This window comes from Bradyrhizobium sp. HKCCYLRH2015 (assembly GCF_051168215.1).
In the GTDB taxonomy this organism is placed as follows: Bacteria; Pseudomonadota; Alphaproteobacteria; order Rhizobiales; family Xanthobacteraceae; genus Bradyrhizobium.
The window spans coordinates 259398-278109 of sequence record NZ_JBNPUO010000013.1 but is presented as its reverse complement, the minus strand read 5'-3'; the positions used below and the strand labels follow the sequence as shown (position 1 = coordinate 278109).

Genomic DNA, 18712 nt, shown 5'->3' with positions numbered 1-18712 from the left:
CTTGCTGGCGGACCGGACCGCCACCGCCTACTCCGCCGCCACCATGTGCGCGGGATCGCGCACGCCGACGTCGTCGACATCGGCCTTGTGCGAATACTGATCGATGCGCGCCTCGATCTCGTGACGGAAATGCGTGATCAGGCCCTGGATCGGCCAGGCCGCGGCGTCACCGAGCGCGCAGATCGTGTGTCCCTCGATCTGCTTGGTGACCTCCAGCAGCATGTCGATCTCGCGCTTGTGCGCCCGGCCCTCGGCCATGCGGGTCAGCACGCGCCACATCCAGCCGGTGCCTTCGCGGCACGGCGTGCACTGGCCACAGCTCTCATGCTTGTAGAAATAGGAGATGCGCGCGATCGCCCGGATCAGGTCGGTCGACTTGTCCATCACGATCACGGCCGCGGTGCCGAGGCCGGAGCGCAGCTTCGACAGGCTGTCGAAATCCATCGGCGTATCGATGATCTGCTCGGCCGGCACCATGCGCACGGACGAGCCGCCGGGGATGACCGCCTTCAGATTGTCCCAGCCGCCACGGATGCCGCCGCAATGCTTCTCGATCAGCTCGCGGAACGGGATGCCCATCGCCTCTTCGACGTTGCAAGGCCGCTCGACGTGACCGGAGATGCAGAACAGTTTTGTGCCGACATTGTTCGGACGGCCGATGCCGGCGAACCACGCGGCGCCGCGGCGCAGGATGGTCGGCGCCACCGCGATCGACTCGACATTGTTCACCGTGGTGGGGCAGCCGTAGAGGCCGACGTTGGCCGGGAATGGCGGCTTCAGCCGCGGCTGGCCCTTCTTGCCCTCCAGGCTCTCGAGCAGCGCCGTTTCTTCGCCGCAGATATAGGCGCCGGCGCCGTGGGCGACGTAGAGATCGAACGGCCACCCGTGGATGTTGTTCTTGCCGATCAGGTTGGCCTCATAGGCCTGGTCGATCGCCGCCTGCAGCCGTTCGCGCTCGCGGATGAACTCGCCGCGCACATAGATGTAGCAGGCATGCGCGTTCATCGCGAAGCTGGCGAGCAGGCAGCCCTCGACGAGATGATGCGGATCGTGCCGCATGATCTCGCGATCCTTGCAGGTACCGGGCTCGGACTCGTCGGCGTTGACCACGAGATAGCTCGGCCGGCCGTCGGTCGATTCCTTCGGCATGAACGACCATTTCAGGCCGGTCGGGAAGCCGGCGCCGCCGCGGCCGCGCAGGCCCGACGCCTTCATCTCGTTGATGATCCAATCGCGGCCCTTTTCGATCAGGCCCTTGGTGCCGTCCCAGCTGCCACGCCGGCGAGCGCCTTCGAGGCCCCAATCGTGCAGGCCGTAGAGGTTGGTGAAGATGCGGTCCTTGTCGTCGAGCATCAGACGGCTTCCTCGAAAATCAGCGGTTCGACTGCATGGTGGCGATGAAGGCGGCACAGCCGCCGAACACCAAGGCCCACAGCAGACTGGACTCCAGCGTCGCGTTGAGCGCGAACCGCTGCAGCACGAAAATGAAAGCGGCGGCGGCAAGCGTATGCAGCGCCACGTAGCGCCAGTTCTTCATCGCGGCGCCCTCTTCCGTCAGGGCCGCAACGCGGGTGCGATCGCGGCTCATGTCTTCTCCTTCAGCGTGGTCGGCCCACCTGCCGGCGCCGAGAACTGGCGGCCGTTCTGCGGGCCGGGCGTCGGCAGATTGCCGGTCGCGAAGCCGTCCAGCACCTTGCCGAAGCTCTCCGGCGTCAGGTCCTCATAGGTGTCCTTCCAGATCTGCACCATCGGCGCATTCACGCAGGCGCCCAGGCACTCGACCTCTTCCCAGCTGAAGTCGCCGTCCTTCGACAGGTGGAAGGGATCATGATGGATACGATGCTTGCAGACCTCGATCAGCTCTTCGGCGCCGCGCAGCCGACACGGCGTGGTGCCGCACACCTGCACATGCGCCTTCTTCCCGACCGGCTGGAGCTGGAACATGGTGTAGAAGGTCGCGACCTCGAGCACGCGGATATAGGGCATCCCGAGCATGTCGGCGACGACGCGGATCGCAGCCTCCGACACCCAGCCGTCGTGCTGCTCCTGGGCCCGCCACAAGATCGCAATCACCGCCGAGGCCTGGCGGCCTTCCGGATATTTCGCGATCTGCGCTTTGGCGAAGGCAAGGTTCTCGTCCGTGAACGCAAAGCTCGCGGGCTGAACTTCCTTCGGGGCAAGACGGCGGACGGACATGGCTCTTCAATCTTTCATTGCATGCGGCGCGCGGCGTCTGCATTGAGCGCTGCGACGCGATTCTGCCAGAAGGCACTTGCAGTTCCGAACACGTTATAGCCGACGTGGGCGGAAGCCTTGATGCGGTCGAGGATCGACAGCTCCGTCACGATCTCGAAGCGGCCGCTCGCGGGGTCGTAGACCATCAGCTGCATCGGCGTCTGATCGAGGATGTAGCGCGACACCGTATGGTTGCGGTCCTGGCCGTGCTCCTCGCACAGGATCATGCTGTCGGTCGCCAGCAGCCGCGCGCCGCCCTTGATCGCCTCGATCTCGACGCCCTCGACGTCGAGCTTGATGAGGTACTTGCCGGACGCGGCGACCTTGCCGTCGTCGATCAGATCGTCGAGCGCCATCACCGGCACCCGCTCGCCGTCGGCGGCGCCGCCCGCAATGCTGAAGGCCTCGTGCTTGGTGCCAGTCAAATAGGCCGTGCCGCGGCTGGCGCCGATCGCGCACTTCATCACCTCGAAGCGGCCGGCATTGATCCGGGCGTTGTTGGCGAGCTTGGCGAAGTTGGCCGAGGACGGCTCGATCGCGATCGCCTTGTGCGCACCGTAGGGCGCGCTCGAGACCAGCACCGACCAGTAGCCGTAATTGGCCCCGCCATCGATGAAGGTGTAGTCGACATCGACAGTGCCGAGAAACAGGATCTCGAGCTCGTCCTCGTAGTGATAGTCGCGGTTGAGCAGCTTGCTCCAGTAGCCGTCGCCATAGGGAAACTCGAACACGGCGTCCGGGTTGAGCTTCACCGCGATATCGCGTTCGGGCAGCGCCAGGCGCAACAGGTTGGCGCAGCGGTTGTAGCCGCGATGCGAGAAATGCGACGAGATCTTCGAGCCGGTCGACAGCGCCAATGCAGCCGTGCGCTCCCAGAGGTTCGCTCCTTCGAGCGCTCCGGACGCACGATCGAACTGGATCGGCGCATGGCCCATCAGCGGTCCACCTCTCCGAACACGATGTCGAGCGAGCCCAGGATGGCCGAGACGTCGGCGAGCAGATGGCCGCGACAGATGAAGTCCATCGCCTGCAGATGCGCGAAACCCGGCGCGCGGATCTTGCACTTGTACGGCTTGTTGGTGCCGTCGGCGACGAGGTAGACGCCGAACTCGCCCTTCGGCGCCTCGACCGCCGCATAGATCTCGCCGGCGGGGACGTGCACGCCCTCGGTATAGAGCTTGAAGTGGTGGATCAGCGCTTCCATCGAGCGCTTCATCTCGCCACGGCGCGGCGGCGCGATCTTGTTGTCGGTGATCATCACCGGGCCCTGCCCGTCCGGTGCACGCAGCTTCTGGATGCACTGCTTCATGATACGCACCGACTGGCGCATCTCTTCCATGCGGATCAGATAGCGGTCGTAGCAGTCGCCGTTCTTGCCGATCGGAACGTCGAACTCCATCTCGGCGTAGACGTCATAGGGCTGCGACTTGCGCAGGTCCCAGGCCGCGCCCGAGCCGCGCACCATCACGCCCGAGAAGCCCCACTCCCAGGCCTGCTTCAGGGTGACGACGCCGATGTCGACGTTGCGCTGCTTGAAGATGCGGTTTCCGGTGAGGAGCCGGTCGAGATCGTCGACCACCTTCAGGAACGGATCGCAGAATGCGTCGATGTCGTCGATCAGCTTCGGCGGCAGGTCCTGGTGGACGCCACCGATGCGGAAGTAGTTGGCGTGCATGCGCGAGCCGGAGGCGCGCTCATAGAACACCATCAGCTTCTCGCGCTCCTCGAAGCCCCACAGCGGCGGGGTCAGCGCGCCGACGTCCATCGCCTGGGTGGTGACGTTGAGCAGGTGCGACAGCAGCCGTCCGATCTCGGAGTAGAGCACGCGGATCAGCTGGCCGCGGCGCGGCACCTCGATTCCGAGCAGGCGCTCGGCCGCGAGGCAGAACGCATGCTCCTGATTCATCGGCGCGACGTAGTCGAGCCGATCGAAATAGGGCATCGCCTGCATGTAGGTCTTGGTCTCGATCAGCTTCTCGGTGCCGCGATGCAGCAGGCCGATATGCGGATCGACGCGCTCGACCACCTCGCCGTCCAGCTCCAGCACCAGGCGCAGCACACCGTGCGCCGCCGGATGCTGCGGGCCGAAATTGATCGTGAAGTTGCGGAGGGCCGGGCTCTGCTCGTTCATGCTCGTGCTCCCACTCACTTATTCGCTTTCTCGTCGCCCGGCAGCGGATAGTCCGCGCCTTCCCAGGGCGACAGGAAATCGAACTTGCGGAATTCCTGGTTGAGCCTGACCGGCTCGTAGATCACCCGCTTCTCCTGGTCGTCGTAGCGCACCTCGACGAAGCCCGTCGTCGGGAAGTCCTTGCGCAGCGGATGGCCATCGAAGCCGTAATCCGTCAGCAGGCGGCGCATGTCGGGGTGGCCGACGAAGATCACGCCGTAGAGGTCGTAGGCCTCACGCTCGAACCAATCGGCGCCCGGAAAGACATCGATCAGCGACGGCACCTGCGTGGTCTCGTCGGCTTCGGCCTTGAGCCGGATGCGCGCGTTCAGCGTCGGTGACAGGAAGTGGTAGACGACATCGAAACGCTTGGCGCGCTCGGGATAGTCGACCGCCGTGATGTCGGTGATGTTGACGAAGCGGAGAGCCGGATCGTCGCGCAGATGTGTCACGACCTCGACGATCCGGGCGGGCTCCACATTCACCGTGAGCTGATTGAAAGCGACCGTATGGCCGATCGCGGCGCCCGGGAGCGCGCTTACGATCGTCTGCCCAAGGGCGTCGAGCCTGCCGTCGTCCATAACGAAAAACCTTCAGCGTTCGATGGTGCCGGTGCGCCGGATCTTCTTCTGCAGCAGCAGCACACCGTACAGCAGCGCTTCGGCGGTCGGCGGACAGCCGGGCACATAGATGTCAATGGGAACGATGCGGTCGCAGCCGCGGACCACCGAATAGGAATAGTGATAGTAGCCGCCGCCATTGGCGCACGACCCCATCGAGATGACGTAGCGCGGCTCCGGCATCTGGTCGTAGACCTTGCGCAGCGCCGGCGCCATCTTGTTGGTCAGCGTGCCGGCGACGATCATCACGTCGGACTGGCGCGGCGAGGCACGCGGCGCGAAGCCGAAGCGCTCGACATCGTAGCGCGGCATCGAGACCTGCATCATCTCGACGGCGCAGCAGGCCAGGCCGAACGTCATCCACATCAGGGAGCCGGTGCGGGCCCAGGTGATGAGATCGTCAGCGGTGGCAACGAAGAATCCCTTGTCCGACAGCTCGGACCTGACCTCGAGGAAATACGGGTCGTTGGCACCGATCGGCCTGCCGGTCGCGGGATCGAGAATGCCCTTCGGGGCCGGAGCGATCGCCGGCCCGGTCGAGGACGTGGTCGGGCTCAATCCCATTCAAGCGCGCCTTTCTTCCATTCGTAGGCAAACCCGACCGTCAGCACGGCCAGGAACACCAGCATCGACCAGAAGCCGGCCGCGCCGAGCTTGCCGAATGCGACTGCCCAGGGGAACAGGAAGGCGACTTCGAGGTCGAAGATGATGAAAAGGATGGCAACCAGATAGAAGCGGACGTCGAACTTCATACGGGCGTCGTCGAACGCATTGAAGCCGCACTCGTAGGCGGAGAGCTTCTCGGGATCGGGCTGCTGGTAGGCGACCAGGAACGGCGCGATCAGCAGCACCACCCCGATGATGGCTGCGACACCTATGAAAACGACGAGGGGGAGATAGTTCTGAAGGATGCCGGTCATCGGCGCCACTTTCCTCTGCGGTTTCGGTGCAAACCGCAGACTCGTTGCATTGGAATTGGTCGAAGCCTTAGCGCAGCGCACCAAGCCGCGCAAGACGAGCCGTCTCGCCGTCGTCATCCCTCCCCACATTGCGGAAACCGGGACACACCGAGCAACGGCGCCGCGGATGACGCGTGCAGGAGCCGCATTGCAGACCCGCAGCATTACGGTGCCGCACGGTCCACCGCAGGATGCTGAGGCGATCAGCAATCGCGAGGACGCACGGCGTTGTGCGCAGGCTGGGCTGGTCGGAGACGGATGCGGATCAGCGTTCGATCGGGCGATCCAAACGAGGCGACTGGACCGTCGCCCGATAGGCTTCCGTTACCGCGGGAGATGGTCACGAAGGGCCGCCGGATCAAGATCATCCGCGGCCGCCGTCGATGCCGGCACCGCCGCGCGCAGTCAGCCCCGGCCGCATACTCCCGATTGCCGCCGCGGCGGCTGCAACCGATGAAACCATTTTGAGGAAACGAAGAAACCGGATCGAAACAAAGCAGGGGTACATGTCCGGGCAACAAAGTGGCGCTCTGAGACGCCGGGAGGCTGACATGAACCACTCACTGCATTCCGCAGACCGATCGACCCATCTGAAGATCGTCGCCGTTGCCCTGATCGCCGGCATCGCCGTGACCGCTTTCGGCATCGCGACCCGCGCCAACGTCGACTACAGCCAGACGGCATCGCACGTCGTGAAGGCCGGCAAGCCGGTGACCATGACGAGTTCCAGCGACTCGATGGTCCGCTGAGGCCACTGTCCGCTGCCATCTGACAGCATTCGCAGGCCACCCGCCGGGTGGCCTTTTTCATGCCCGGTCGGAAAATTGGCGACGGAGCACTTGCAGTCGGCGGAGCATCAGGTCGTAGGCGGGAAGAGATCGCGCGGGAGTGCCGCTTGCGCCAGCGGACGGATCAGATCGAAAGCTAAGCCATTGAAAACATGGCGCGAGAGACGGGGCTCGAACCCGCGACCTCCGGCGTGACAGGCCGGCGCTCTAACCAACTGAGCTACTCCCGCGTGATCGCGAAATCCGCGGAGGAGTGCGACTTAAAGGGGCGATGTTTCGAAGTCAAGGACAATGAACCGAGAGCTGTGCGAAGTCATTGATGAGGGGTCCATGCAGCACGCCCGGTCTCCTTGTCTGGGCCGAGCAGCCGACGTCAATCGCTGCACGATGATGGGCCATCCCACGTCTCTCCCTCCGGACCTCGGCACCCCTGCCCCGCGGCCGTGGCGGTCGCTTCGCGAAGACGTCGCAGGCCGGATATGGCAAAATGGGCGCCAAGTCCGACCAGGCATACTTTCGACCGGGCATATTGAAATTTCCGGCCGCCGTCCCGGTCGAGGCGCACGGGCTGACCAGGAAGCGAGTGAGAGGAGATTCCTCGCGGACGCCGCCCACGAATCGCCCGGCACCTGTGCGAGCAAGCTGAGCTTCGAATCGCCGGAGGCGGTATCCTGCAGATGGAGCTCAATCCTGCCGTCGGCGAAGCGGTGCTGATCAACGCCGGCCGCGAAACGTCGTATTCCGCAGCACGGGAGCTGGCGGACGTTCTTTGATCAGAGCTGAAACCATTGATAACCTGCCGCTCCTGGTATCTGGCATGCAATAACTGATATATTAGTATACTGATACCTCCGGCAACCTCTCTCTCTCTCTCTCTCGTGGTGCCCATGTCCGACCCGCTTCGCAGCTATACCCACTCCGTCACCGAGCGCCTGCTCCGCTACGCCGTGATCGACACCCAGTCGGACCCGACGTCGCCGACCTGTCCTTCGACGCTCAAGCAGAAAAATCTTGGCCGGATGCTCGCAGCCGAGCTGCAGGCGATGGGGCTTTCGGACGCCCATCTGGACGACAACGGCTACGTCTACGCGACCATCCCCGCCACCACCGACAAGGCCGTGCCGGTGATCTGCTTCTGCTCGCATATGGACACGTCGCCCGACTGCTCCGGGGCCAACGTGAAGCCGCAGATCGTGCGCAACTACCAGGGCGGCGACATCGTGCTGCCGGCGGACCCGAGCCAGATCATCCGCGCGGCAGAGCATCCTGCATTGAAGGACCAGATCGGCAGCGACATCGTCACCACCGACGGCACGACCCTGCTGGGCGCCGACAACAAGGCCGGCATCGCCGAGATCATGGACGCGGCGCAATTCCTGATCAGCAATCCACAGATCAAGCACGGCACCATCAAGATCCTGTTCACGCCGGACGAGGAGATCGGCCGCGGCGTCGACAGGGTCGACCTGAAGAAGCTGGGCGCCGATTTCGGCTATACGATGGATGGCGAGACCGCCGGCAACATCGAGGACGAGACCTTCTCCGCCGACGGCGCCACCATCCTCATCAACGGCGTCAGCGCCCATCCCGGCTTTGCCAAGGGCAAGATGGAGCATGCGATCAAGATCGCGTCCGCAATCGTCGATCGGCTCCCGAAGGATGGCTGCTCGCCGGAGACGACGGAGGGCAAGGAAGGCTTCCTGCATCCGGTCGGGATCTCCGGCGCGCTCGAACAGGCGCGGCTCGACTTCATCGTGCGCGATTTCAGCGAGCAGGGCCTGCGGCAGAAGGAAGCGCTGCTCGAGGACATCGTCAGGGATGTCCTGAAGGACTATCCGCGCTCGACCTATCGGATGGAGGTCCGGCAGCAATACCGCAACATGAAGGAGGTCATCGACCGGCATCCGGAGATCGTGACCTATGCCGAGGAGGCGATCCGCCGCGCCGGACTGACGCCTGTCCGGACATCGATCCGCGGCGGCACCGACGGTTCGCGGCTGTCGTTCATGGGCCTGCCCTGCCCCAACATCTTCGCCGGCGAGCATGCCTTCCACTCGCGTCTCGAATGGGTCAGCGTCAAGGACATGGAGAAGGCGGCGCAGACCATCGTCCATCTGGCGATGATCTGGGAAGAGCGATCCTGAGTGCCGTCCGGTGCCGCGTCAGGCGCGGGCCGTCACCAGCCAGATCGAGCCCGACAGCGTGACGCTGCCGCCGTCCTGATGCTGAGCGAGCAGCTCGCGCACCGAGAGCCGCGCCGCATCGCGCGTCTCCGCCGGGTGCCCCTCCAGCGCGCGGCTGGCGGGACCGATCTCGAAGGCCGATTGCACCGCAGCGTCCAGCCCCTGCCCGCGCGCGATGTCGAACGACAGCGCGTGCGCCTGCAGCGCGACGTCGGTGAAGCCAGCTTCGCCGAGGATCCGCGTCACCCGCGCCTCGGATGCGAACGCGAACGGGCCCGGATCCTCCGGCGCCATCTCCGGCAGCTTCGGGACGTGACGATAGACCGCCTGCAGCGGCGCGATCATCCACGGATTGGCCTTCGGCTCGCGCCAGCAGGCGAACACGACCCGGCCGCCCGGCTTCAGCGCGCGGCGGATGTTGGCGAACGACGCCACCGGATCGGCAAAGAACATCACCCCGAACCGCGACACCAGCAGATCAAAGCTCGCCGGCGCGAACGGATGCACGGTGGCGTCGGCCAGCACGAACTCGGTAGCAGGTCCTGCCGGCGCCACGGCGCGCGCCCGCGCCAGCATCGGGGCGGAAATGTCGACGCCGAGCACATGCCCGCCCGGCGCGACCTGTCGGGCCAGCGCGATCGACAGGCCGCCGCAGCCACAGCCGATGTCGAGCACACGATCTCCCGGCTTGGCCGCGATGCGGTCGATCAGGATCTGCGACACCGGCGCGAGCAGGACGTCCTGCGCCTCCTGGCGATCGGACCAGCGCTGGCCGCCCGGGCCGTTCCAATAGGCGATCTGGTCGGCGTTGCGGTCGTCCCCTGCCGGCAATTGCATGATGTGCCCTGTCTGATCGAGGTCATTGCGAGAGCCGGCATCGCCGCATGCAGCCGCCCGTCCTGTCAAGGCACGAGGCCGCGATGCGCCCGACGAAGAACGTCGGCCGGTTCCTCGAAATATGATGGCGGGACTGTATCTGGTCTCGCTGTCTCTGGTCTCGCTCTTGCTTCGATCCTGCGCGTCAGGAGTCCCATGCGCTGTCTCATCGTTGCCGATCTTCACTACACGCTGCCGCAGTTCGACTGGCTGGTGGCGGCTGCCGATCATTTCGACGCAGTGGTTTTCGCCGGCGATGCGCTCGATCTCGCCTCGATCGTCGACATCCGCGCCCAGATCGTGGTCGTGAAGACCTATCTCGCGCTCCTGGCGGCCAAGACACGGGTCATGATCTGCTCCGGCAATCATGACCTGGAGGAGCGCAGCCCCGAGGGCGAGAAGATCGCGGCCTGGATCGGAACGGTCCGGGAGCTCGGCATCGCGGCCGACGGCGATAACCTCCTGATCGGCGACATCATGTTCTCGATCTGCCCGTGGTGGGACGGTCCCCTCGTCAAGGCCGCCATCGCGCGCCAGCTCGGTGCCGCCGCGACGCGCAACGCGGCCCGCTGGATCTGGGTGCATCATGCGCCGCCGGCCAACTCGCCGGTGAGCTGGGGCGGCAAGCGCTTCTTCGGCGATACCGAGCTCGAAGGCTTCATCGCGCGCCATCGGCCAACGATGGTGATCTCCGGCCACGTCCACCAGTCGCCCTTCATCACGAACGGATCCTGGTTCGATCGCGTCGGTGAGACCTGGGTCTTCAACACCGGACGGCAGCCCGGGCGCCCGCCGACCTACATGGTGCTCGACACCGATGCCCAGCGCGCGTTCTGGCTGTCGGCGGGGCAGGCCGAATGGATCGACCTCGCCGGACGGCTGGAGCGCCCGGCCCAGCCGGTGACAGCGGCGCCCGACTGGCTCAGAGCCGTGGATCGGATTCCAGATCCGTTCCTGGCGAGACCTGCTGCGGCGGCAGGTTGACCATGCTCTGCAGGACGTCGCCGACCATCGCGAGGTGCGTGCCATGGCCGGCATATTGCCGCTTGAGGTCGGCCAGATAGGTATTGGCGACATTGAGCCGCTGCGCCAGCATGCGCGCGATCGCCAGCGTCGCCTCGGGATTCTCGGTCAGGAAGCGCGGCGCATTGGGGATCTCATAGATCCGGCACTCGGCAAGCGCCCGCACGGTCGCCGTGTGCGGCTGCTCCAGCAGCAGCGACATCTCGCCGAACAGCGCACCCGGCTCGGAGACGACGGCCACCGTGGCCCCGGCCTTGACGACCTCCAGCCGCCCGTCCAGCAGGATGTAGAGATGCCCGGTGCTGTGGCCCTCCTCCAGCAGGTCGGAGCCAGCCGCGATGATGCGTTCGTGTCCGCCTGTGCAGTGACGCAGGAAGTCGGTCATCGTTTCGTCCGCGATGTTTCACCCCGCGCGAAGCTAGCCGAAGAAGAGCTGGTCACCACGCGAAATCGTTCTGACACTTCGTAGTGGCCGCCGAAAAGGATTCTAAACCCTGTCCCACGGCGACGTCCCGCAGCACCTACGCTTCACCACGAGGCTGCGGTATAGCCATCCTGCTACCTCTGACAGAGGTTCAAATGGGGGAATGGGTCGTCATGCAACAATGGGTCGTGGAGCTGATCGTCTCCTGGCTTCCCTTCATCTTCCTGATCGGGGTTTGGTTCTTGCTCAGCCGTCGCGGCGGATTGGGTCCCAGCGCGAAGGTGGTTCAGCTCTACGAGCAGCAGATCGATGAAACCAGACGTACGAACACGCTTCTGGAAAGGATCGCGGTCAGCCTGGAAAAACAGCGCCTGCCGCAATAGCCACCGCAATTCGAGCGTGCCTGCCGGCAGATCCGAGTGGTAGGCGGCGAGAGATTCGAACTCCCGACCCTCTCGGTGTAAACGAGATGCTCTAACCAGCTGAGCTAGCCGCCCTCACGTCGCGCTTCTTTACCCCCTGCCCGATCCGCAATCAACGCCGGAACCACGCAGCGGCAGCGAGAAACCGCCGCAGCGGGAACGGTGGGGCAGACTCCGCACGCTCGAAGTCAGTGGCTCGATCCCGCAAACGAAAACGGCGCCCCTTCGGGCGCCGTTTCCTTGTTCTGTTCGGTCGTCAGTGGGCGGTCAGGCCGCCGGCGGCTTCGTCGCCATCGGCCTTCACGGGCACCTTGGTGTCCTCTTCCCAGACGATCGGCACCGGCTTGCGGACCAGGGCCCGGGCGACGACGTCGTCCAGACGGGCGACCGGGATGATCTCCATGCCGCCCTTGATCGCATCGGAAATCTCCGTGAGATCCTTGGCGTTGTCCTCGGGGATCAGCACCGTCTTGATGCCGCCGCGGGCCGCAGCCAACAGCTTCTCCTTCAGACCGCCGATCGGCAGCACACGACCACGCAGGGTGATCTCGCCGGTCATCGCGACGTCGTGACGGACCGGGATGCCGGTCATCACCGAGATGATGGTCGTCGCCATCGCGACGCCCGCCGACGGTCCGTCCTTCGGGGTTGCTCCCTCCGGCACGTGGACGTGGATGTCACGCCGGTCGAACAGCGGCGGCTCGATGCCGTAGTTGATCGCCCTCGAGCGGACGAACGAGGCCGCCGCCGAGATCGACTCCTTCATGACGTCGCGCAAATTGCCCGTCACCGTCATCTTGCCCTTGCCGGGCATCATGACGCCTTCGATCGTCAGCAGCTCGCCACCGACATCGGTCCAGGCCAAGCCCGTCACGATGCCGACCTGATCGTCGCTCTCGATCTCGCCGAAGCGGTACTTCGGAACACCCAAGAATTCCTCGACGGTCTTCTCGGTGATCTTCACCGACTTCTTCTTGGACATCATGAGCTCCTTCACGGCCTTGCGGGCCAGTGTGGAAATCTCACGCTCCAGATTACGCACGCCCGCTTCGCGGGTGTAGCGCCGGATCACGAGCAGCAACGCGTCATCGTCGATCGACCACTCCTTCGAGTCCAGGCCGTGCTTCGAGATCGCGCTGGGGATCAGGTGCTTGCGGGCGATCTCGAGCTTTTCGGTCTCGGTGTAGCCCGCGATGCGGATGATCTCCATGCGGTCCATCAGCGGTCCGGGAATATTCAGCGTATTCGCGGTCGTGATGAACATCACGTTCGACAGGTCGTAGTCGACCTCCAGATAGTGATCGTTGAACGTCGTGTTCTGCTCGGGGTCCAGGACCTCCAGCAGCGCCGACGAGGGATCACCCCGGAAGTCCGAGCCCATCTTGTCGATCTCGTCCAGCAGGAAGAGCGGATTCGAGGTCTTGGCCTTGCGCATCGACTGGATGATCTTGCCGGGCATCGAGCCGATATAGGTCCGGCGATGACCGCGGATCTCCGCCTCGTCGCGCACGCCGCCCAGCGACACGCGAACGAACTCGCGCCCCGTGGCCTTCGCGATCGACTTGCCGAGCGAGGTCTTGCCGACGCCGGGAGGTCCGACCAGGCACAGGATCGGGCCGGTCAGCTTGTTGGCGCGCGACTGCACCGCCAGGTACTCGACGATGCGGTCCTTGACCTTCTCCAGCCCATAGTGATCCGCATCCAGAACCGCCTGAGCGGCCTCCAGATCCTTCTTCACCTTGGACTTCTTGTTCCACGGGATCGACAGCAGCCAATCCAGGTAGTTGCGCACGACGGTCGCTTCCGCGGACATCGGCGACATCTGGCGCAGCTTCTTCAGCTCGTGCTGGGCCTTCTCGCGCGCTTCCTTGGAGAGCTTGGTCTTGTTGATGCGCTCTTCCAGATCGGCGAGCTCGTCACGGCCGTCCTCGTCGCCCAGCTCCTTCTGAATGGCCTTCATCTGCTCATTCAGGTAGTACTCGCGCTGGGTCTTCTCCATCTGGCGCTTCACACGCGAGCGGATGCGCTTCTCGACCTGCAGCACCGAGATCTCGCTCTCCATCAGGCCCAGCACCTTCTCCAGGCGCGTGGTGACGGACAGCGTCTCCAGGATGCCCTGGCGATCCGCGATCTTGACGGCGAGATGCGAGGCGACGGTGTCGGCCAGCTTGCCGAAATCGGTGATCGACTGAACGACGCCGACGACCTCGGCCGAGATCTTCTTGTTCAGCTTCACATAGCTCTCGAAGTCCGACACGACGGAGCGGCCCAGCGCTTCGGCCTCGACCGACTTGGCGTCGGTGTCCTCGAGCGCAACGGCAGTGGCTTCGTAGTAGTCGGCGCGATCGGTGTACTTCTCGACGCGCGCGCGCTCCAGTCCTTCGACCAGCACCTTCACGGTGCCGTCGGGCAGCTTCAGGAGTTGCAGCACGCTGGCGAGCGTCCCGGTCTCGTAGATCGCATCCGGAGCTGGATCGTCGTCGGACGCGTTCTTCTGCGTCGCCAGCATCACCAGCGCGTCGTTCTTCATCACCTCTTCGAGGGCGCGGATGGATTTCTCGCGGCCGACGAACAGCGGAACGATGTTGTGCGGGAAGACGACGATGTCGCGGAGCGGCAGAACCGGATAGGCGTGGCTCTCGCCGTAAACGATGGTCGGCCGGGGTTTGGGGGTCGTCATGGCCTGTTCCTTTTGTTTAGCCCCCTTGCACGCAGTCCGCCATCGTGCGCAACCGCCACAAGGTGCGATCTGATCCGGACTTCACTGACGCGTCGATATCGCCCGCTTGTTTCGGATCGTTGTTGAGGCGAATCCCGGGATTGAGATTTGTATCGCCACGCGACATTAGGTGGCTATCGACCCGGGGGGTGTCAAGTATCGGTAAACACCCGCCAAAAATGGCTTTACGCGGCGGGACTCTGAAACGCTGCGATGCCGCGGACATGATGTCCGCGGCGATCGCCGATCTAATAAATCGAGGTCTTCTGTCTCTCGTACCAGCGCGCCTCACGCGCTGGCGCTGCTTTCCACCGCGCGATCGGACCGATCGGCGTAGATGTAGAGCGGACGGGCGGTGCCCTCGACCACTTCGCGCGAGATGACCACTTCCTCGACGCCCTCGAGACCCGGCAGGTCGAACATCGTCTCGAGCAGGATGCTCTCGAGGATCGACCGCAGACCACGCGCGCCGGTCTTGCGCTCGATGGCCTTGCGCGCCACCGCGCCCAGCGCCTCGTCGGCGAAGGTGAGCTCGATGTTCTCCATCTCGAACAGCCGCTGATACTGCTTCACCAGCGCGTTCTTGGGCTCGGTCAGGATCTTCTTGAGCGAGTTCTCGTCGAGGTCCTCGAGCGTCGCAACGACCGGCAGACGGCCGACGAACTCGGGGATCAGGCCGTACTTCAGGAGATCCTCAGGCTCGACGTGACGGAAGATCTCGCCGGTGCGGCGGTCTTCCGGCGCCAGAACCTGGGCGGCGAAGCCGATCGAGGTCGACCGGCCGCGCGCCGAGATGATCTTCTCGAGACCGGAAAACGCACCACCGCAGATGAACAGGATGTTGGTGGTGTCGACCTGCAGGAACTCCTGCTGCGGATGCTTGCGGCCGCCCTGCGGCGGAACCGACGCAACCGTGCCCTCCATGATCTTCAGCAGCGCCTGCTGGACTCCCTCGCCCGACACGTCGCGGGTGATCGAGGGATTGTCCGACTTGCGACTGATCTTGTCGATCTCGTCGATGTAGACAATGCCACGCTGCGCGCGCTCGACATTGTAGTCGGCCGCCTGCAAGAGCTTCAGGATGATGTTCTCGACGTCCTCACCGACATAGCCGGCCTCGGTCAGGGTCGTCGCATCCGCCATCGTGAACGGCACGTCCAGGATGCGGGCGAGCGTCTGCGCGAGCAGCGTCTTGCCCGATCCGGTCGGACCGATCAGCAGGATGTTCGACTTCGCGAGCTCGACGTCGGAGTGCTTGGTCTGGTGATTCAGCCGCTTGTAGTGGTTGTGGACGGCGACCGAGAGCACCTTCTTCGCGTGGTTCTGGCCGATGACGTAATCGTCCAGGACCTTGCAGATCTCCTTCGGGGTCGGAATCCCGTCGCGCGACTTGACCAGCGAGGACTTGTTCTCCTCGCGGATGATGTCCATGCAGAGTTCGACGCACTCGTCGCAGATGAAGACGGTTGGACCTGCGATCAGTTTGCGGACTTCGTGCTGGCTCTTGCCGCAGAACGAGCAATATAGCGTGTTCTTCGAGTCGCTCGTGCCGACCTTACTCATTCCTGTCTCCGTCCGCGGTTCGCTCTTGTCCGCTCGTTCGTTCCGATCCGGCACGGGCCGGACCAGACTGGTGAAAGAGCAAATTTCGTACCAAAATTAACACCTTGTTCTTCACCTGTCGTGCGCCCACGACCTACGCGAATCCCCCACGATCCATAACTGGACACTCTAGCCAATCATGCTGTCATCCGACTATCAAGAATTCGCTAATCGGAGCACAGACCCTAGACCGTGACATTACCGTGATTTTGGGGCTTGACACGGTAAGAGCACGCGAAATCAGCGGAGCGTTGCGTGTTTGCCACGCCTATTTGCCGGCCGCACGGCAAGGTTGCGACCCTTTTGGGACCCCACCTCAGTACCTTTGCCGGCCCGGGCCGACAAAGGTGATGCTGTGCGCTCCGAGGCGGGTCAAACGAACCCCGCCTCGTTTACGGAGGGCTCACTTGCCCATAGCCGCCGGATCTTCCGGCCGCTTGTCGAGAACCTTGTCGATCAGGCCGAACTCCTGGGCGGCTTCCGCCGTGAGGAATTTGTCGCGCTCCAGGGCGTCCTCGATCGCCTTGTAAGGCTGGCCGGTGTGCTTGACGTAGATCTCGTTGAGCCGCTTCTTCAGGTTCAGGATCTCCTGGGCGTGCAGCATGATATCGGTCGCCTGGCCCTGGAACCCGCCGGACGGCTGATGCACCATGATGCGCGAGTTCGGCAGCGAGAAGCGCATGTCCTTGTGGCCGGCACAGAGCAGCAACGAGCCCATCGAGGCCGCCTGGCCGGTGCACAGCGTCGACACCGCCGGACGGATGAATTGCATCGTGTCGTAGATCGCGAGGCCCGACGTCACCACGCCACCGGGCGAGTTGATGTACATCGCGATTTCCTTCTTCGGGTTCTCGGCCTCGAGGAACAGCAGCTGCGCGACGATCAGGGTCGCCATGCCGTCCTCGACCGGACCGGTCACGAAGATGATGCGCTCCTTCAGGAGGCGCGAGAAGATGTCGTAGGCGCGCTCACCGCGGTTGGTCTGTTCGACCACCATGGGCACAAGGTTCATATAGGTTTCGACGGGATCGCGCATGAATCACCCAAGGGTTGGACCAGCAGTTGAGACGACCGGCCGCCGCAGGTGAGGCTCATTCAACGAGCAGCGACGGACAGGTGTCCCGTGATGCAGAACTTCAAGACCGAGCCCACAGATATGGACCAATTTGCCGGTGACAAGACCGGGCCCCTGGCCAGCCGCGAGCGAGGTCGTTGCTCTGTTCAAGCTGATTCCCGCGGCGGCGGCCAGCACCCGAACCGGGCTGACCGGCGCTTTCGCCGGTCAACCTTAATCACGCGCTTATGTCGCGAACCCTACGATGGGCGGCCTTTTCAGGCAGCCTTGTCGCTGTCGTCGTCCTTGAACAGCTCGTCCTTGGAGACCTTCTTCTCGGTCACATTGGCGAGCTCGAGGATGAAGTCGACGACCTTGTCCTCGTAGATCGGCGCGCGCAGCTGCGCGAGCGCCTGCGGGTTGCTGCGATAGAAGTCCCAGACCTCCTTCTCGCGGCCCGGCATCGAGCGCGCACGCTCGATCACGGCGCGGCTGACCTCGTCGTCGGTCACGGTGATCTTGTTCTTCTCGCCGATCTCGGAGAGCACGAGGCCGAGGCGCACGCGGCGGTCGGCGATGGTGCGGTACTCCTCCTTCGCCTTGTCCTCGGTGGTGTTCTCGTCGGCGAAGGTCTTGCCGCTGGAATCCATCTCGGCCTTGACCGAGTTCCACATCAGGTTGAACTCCTCGTCGATCAACGACGGCGGCGCATCGAACTTATGGGTCTCGTCGAGACGGTCGAGCAGCGCGCGCTTGACGCGCTGGCGGGTCGCCTGGCTGAACTCGCCGGCGAGACGATCGCGCATCAGCTGCTTCAGCTTGTCGAGCGATTCCAGGCCGAGCGTCTTGGCGAACTCGTCGTCCACCACCTTGTCTTCCGGCGCCTCGATCGCGGTCGCCGTGGTCTCGAACTCCGCGGCCTTACCGGCGAGCTCGTTGTTCAGGTAGTTGGTCGGGAACGTGACCTTGAGCGTACGGGTCTCGCCGACGCCGATGCCGACCAGTTGGTCCTCGAAACCGGGGATGAAGGTGTTGGAGCCGATGACGACGTCGATGCCCTCGCCGGTGCCGCCCTCGAAGGCGACGCCGTCGATCGTGCCCTTGAAGTTGATCTTCACGCGGTCGCCGTTCTCGGCCTTCGCGCCATCGGCCTTGGCGGCGTAGCTACGGTTGGCATCGGCCAGGCGCTTGATCGCCTCGTCGACGTCGGCGTCGGTGATGTCGGCCACCGGCTTTTCGACCGAGAAGGTCTTGAAGTCGGCGAGCGCGATCGCCGGCACGACCTCGACGGCCACGGTGTAGGTCAGGTCGGACTCGCCAGCGAGGATCTTCTCGACCTCGGCTTCCTCGGTCGGCATCGTCACCTTGGGCTCGGTGGCCAGGCGGAAGCCGCGCTCGGTGAAGATCTGCGTGTTGGTGTCGCGGATGGTCTGGTCGATGGTCTCGGCCATGACCGACTTGCCGTAGATCTTCTTCAGATGCGCGACCGGCACCTTGCCGGGGCGGAAGCCGTTGATGCGGACCTTGTCCTTGAGATCGACCAGCTTGGCATCCGCCTTGGCGTCGAGATCCGCCGCCGGAACGCTGATCTGGAACTCGTGCTTCAAGCCTTCCGACAAGGTTTCTGTGACCTGCAT

18 protein-coding genes and 2 tRNA genes are annotated in these 18712 nt (G+C 64.2%); 4 read left to right on the top strand and 16 right to left on the bottom strand.

The window, feature by feature from the left end:
* Positions 1 to 27: 27 nt before the first annotated feature.
* The 8 genes from nuoF to ACQR1H_RS30920 are packed head-to-tail and all read right to left on the bottom strand — an operon-like array spanning position 28 to position 5945.
* Positions 28 to 1353 carry an NADH-quinone oxidoreductase subunit NuoF gene (nuoF, locus tag ACQR1H_RS30955; protein WP_316181348.1) on the bottom strand — a complete coding sequence of 442 codons (1326 nt, stop codon included), beginning with the start codon at positions 1351 to 1353 and terminating at the stop codon, positions 28 to 30.
* A 19-nt stretch (positions 1354 to 1372) separates the two neighbouring features.
* On the bottom strand, positions 1373 to 1588 hold the full coding sequence (locus ACQR1H_RS30950) for a hypothetical protein (RefSeq protein WP_315799697.1): 216 nt from the start codon (positions 1586 to 1588) through the stop codon (positions 1373 to 1375).
* A complete protein-coding gene (gene nuoE, locus ACQR1H_RS30945) occupies positions 1585 to 2196 on the bottom strand; it encodes an NADH-quinone oxidoreductase subunit NuoE (protein ID WP_315799696.1) in 612 nt (203 codons plus the stop codon). The genes ACQR1H_RS30950 and nuoE overlap by 4 nt, the downstream gene beginning before the upstream one ends.
* A gap of 14 nt (positions 2197 to 2210) precedes the next feature.
* A complete protein-coding gene (locus ACQR1H_RS30940; protein ID WP_315799695.1) occupies positions 2211 to 3170 on the bottom strand; it encodes an FkbM family methyltransferase in 960 nt (319 codons plus the stop codon).
* Positions 3170 to 4366 carry an NADH-quinone oxidoreductase subunit D gene (locus tag ACQR1H_RS30935; RefSeq protein ID WP_315711546.1) on the bottom strand — a complete coding sequence of 399 codons (1197 nt, stop codon included), beginning with the start codon at positions 4364 to 4366 and terminating at the stop codon, positions 3170 to 3172. The genes ACQR1H_RS30940 and ACQR1H_RS30935 overlap by 1 nt, the downstream gene beginning before the upstream one ends.
* 14 nt (positions 4367 to 4380) lie before the next feature.
* Positions 4381 to 4986: an NADH-quinone oxidoreductase subunit C gene (locus ACQR1H_RS30930; protein WP_315799694.1), complete on the bottom strand. Its 606-nt coding sequence runs from the start codon at positions 4984 to 4986 to the stop codon at positions 4381 to 4383.
* A gap of 12 nt (positions 4987 to 4998) precedes the next feature.
* On the bottom strand, positions 4999 to 5583 hold the full coding sequence (locus tag ACQR1H_RS30925; protein ID WP_315800415.1) for a NuoB/complex I 20 kDa subunit family protein: 585 nt from the start codon (positions 5581 to 5583) through the stop codon (positions 4999 to 5001).
* Positions 5580 to 5945, bottom strand: coding sequence for an NADH-quinone oxidoreductase subunit A (locus ACQR1H_RS30920; RefSeq protein WP_008964559.1), 366 nt, complete (start codon positions 5943 to 5945; stop codon positions 5580 to 5582). Before ACQR1H_RS30920 ends, ACQR1H_RS30925 begins: the two co-directional genes overlap by 4 nt.
* 590 nt (positions 5946 to 6535) lie before the next feature.
* Here ACQR1H_RS30920 and ACQR1H_RS30915 point away from each other — a divergent pair.
* Positions 6536 to 6733 (top strand): hypothetical protein, encoded by a 198-nt coding sequence (locus ACQR1H_RS30915; RefSeq protein WP_315799693.1) that lies wholly within the window; start codon positions 6536 to 6538, stop codon positions 6731 to 6733.
* A gap of 192 nt (positions 6734 to 6925) precedes the next feature.
* On the opposite strand, the gene ACQR1H_RS30910 is transcribed toward ACQR1H_RS30915, so the two are convergent.
* Positions 6926 to 7002, bottom strand: a tRNA-Asp gene (locus ACQR1H_RS30910).
* 657 nt (positions 7003 to 7659) lie between these two features.
* Between ACQR1H_RS30910 and pepT the strand changes: the two genes are divergently transcribed.
* Positions 7660 to 8916: a peptidase T gene (gene pepT, locus ACQR1H_RS30905; protein ID WP_316181436.1), complete on the top strand. Its 1257-nt coding sequence runs from the start codon at positions 7660 to 7662 to the stop codon at positions 8914 to 8916.
* Positions 8917 to 8934: 18 nt separating this feature from the next.
* Here the strand turns inward: pepT and ACQR1H_RS30900 are convergent, their stop codons facing one another.
* On the bottom strand, positions 8935 to 9792 hold the full coding sequence (locus ACQR1H_RS30900) for a class I SAM-dependent methyltransferase (protein ID WP_316181439.1): 858 nt from the start codon (positions 9790 to 9792) through the stop codon (positions 8935 to 8937).
* Positions 9793 to 9987: 195 nt separating this feature from the next.
* On the opposite strand from ACQR1H_RS30900, the gene ACQR1H_RS30895 reads away from it, so the two are divergent.
* A complete protein-coding gene (locus ACQR1H_RS30895; RefSeq protein ID WP_316181441.1) occupies positions 9988 to 10815 on the top strand; it encodes a metallophosphoesterase family protein in 828 nt (275 codons plus the stop codon).
* Here ACQR1H_RS30895 and ACQR1H_RS30890 read toward each other — a convergent pair.
* Positions 10754 to 11239, bottom strand: a complete 486-nt coding sequence (locus ACQR1H_RS30890; RefSeq protein WP_316181443.1) for a Crp/Fnr family transcriptional regulator — start codon at positions 11237 to 11239, stop codon at positions 10754 to 10756. The genes ACQR1H_RS30895 and ACQR1H_RS30890 overlap by 62 nt on opposite strands.
* Before the next feature lie 194 nt (positions 11240 to 11433).
* On the opposite strand from ACQR1H_RS30890, the gene ACQR1H_RS30885 reads away from it, so the two are divergent.
* A complete protein-coding gene (locus tag ACQR1H_RS30885; RefSeq protein WP_315799689.1) occupies positions 11434 to 11661 on the top strand; it encodes a hypothetical protein in 228 nt (75 codons plus the stop codon).
* 37 nt (positions 11662 to 11698) lie between these two features.
* On the opposite strand, the gene ACQR1H_RS30880 is transcribed toward ACQR1H_RS30885, so the two are convergent.
* From ACQR1H_RS30880 to tig, 5 genes are all read right to left on the bottom strand, one after another.
* A tRNA-Val gene (locus tag ACQR1H_RS30880) sits at positions 11699 to 11775 on the bottom strand.
* Between the two features lie 181 nt (positions 11776 to 11956).
* Complete coding sequence (gene lon / locus ACQR1H_RS30875; protein ID WP_006611021.1) at positions 11957 to 14380, bottom strand: endopeptidase La; 2424 nt, start codon at positions 14378 to 14380, stop codon at positions 11957 to 11959.
* Between the two features lie 327 nt (positions 14381 to 14707).
* On the bottom strand, positions 14708 to 15982 hold the full coding sequence (gene clpX / locus ACQR1H_RS30870; RefSeq protein ID WP_012044595.1) for an ATP-dependent Clp protease ATP-binding subunit ClpX: 1275 nt from the start codon (positions 15980 to 15982) through the stop codon (positions 14708 to 14710).
* Between the two features lie 442 nt (positions 15983 to 16424).
* A complete protein-coding gene (locus ACQR1H_RS30865; protein WP_172109612.1) occupies positions 16425 to 17057 on the bottom strand; it encodes an ATP-dependent Clp protease proteolytic subunit in 633 nt (210 codons plus the stop codon).
* A gap of 296 nt (positions 17058 to 17353) precedes the next feature.
* Positions 17354 to 18712: a trigger factor gene (gene tig, locus ACQR1H_RS30860; RefSeq protein ID WP_315799688.1), complete on the bottom strand. Its 1359-nt coding sequence runs from the start codon at positions 18710 to 18712 to the stop codon at positions 17354 to 17356.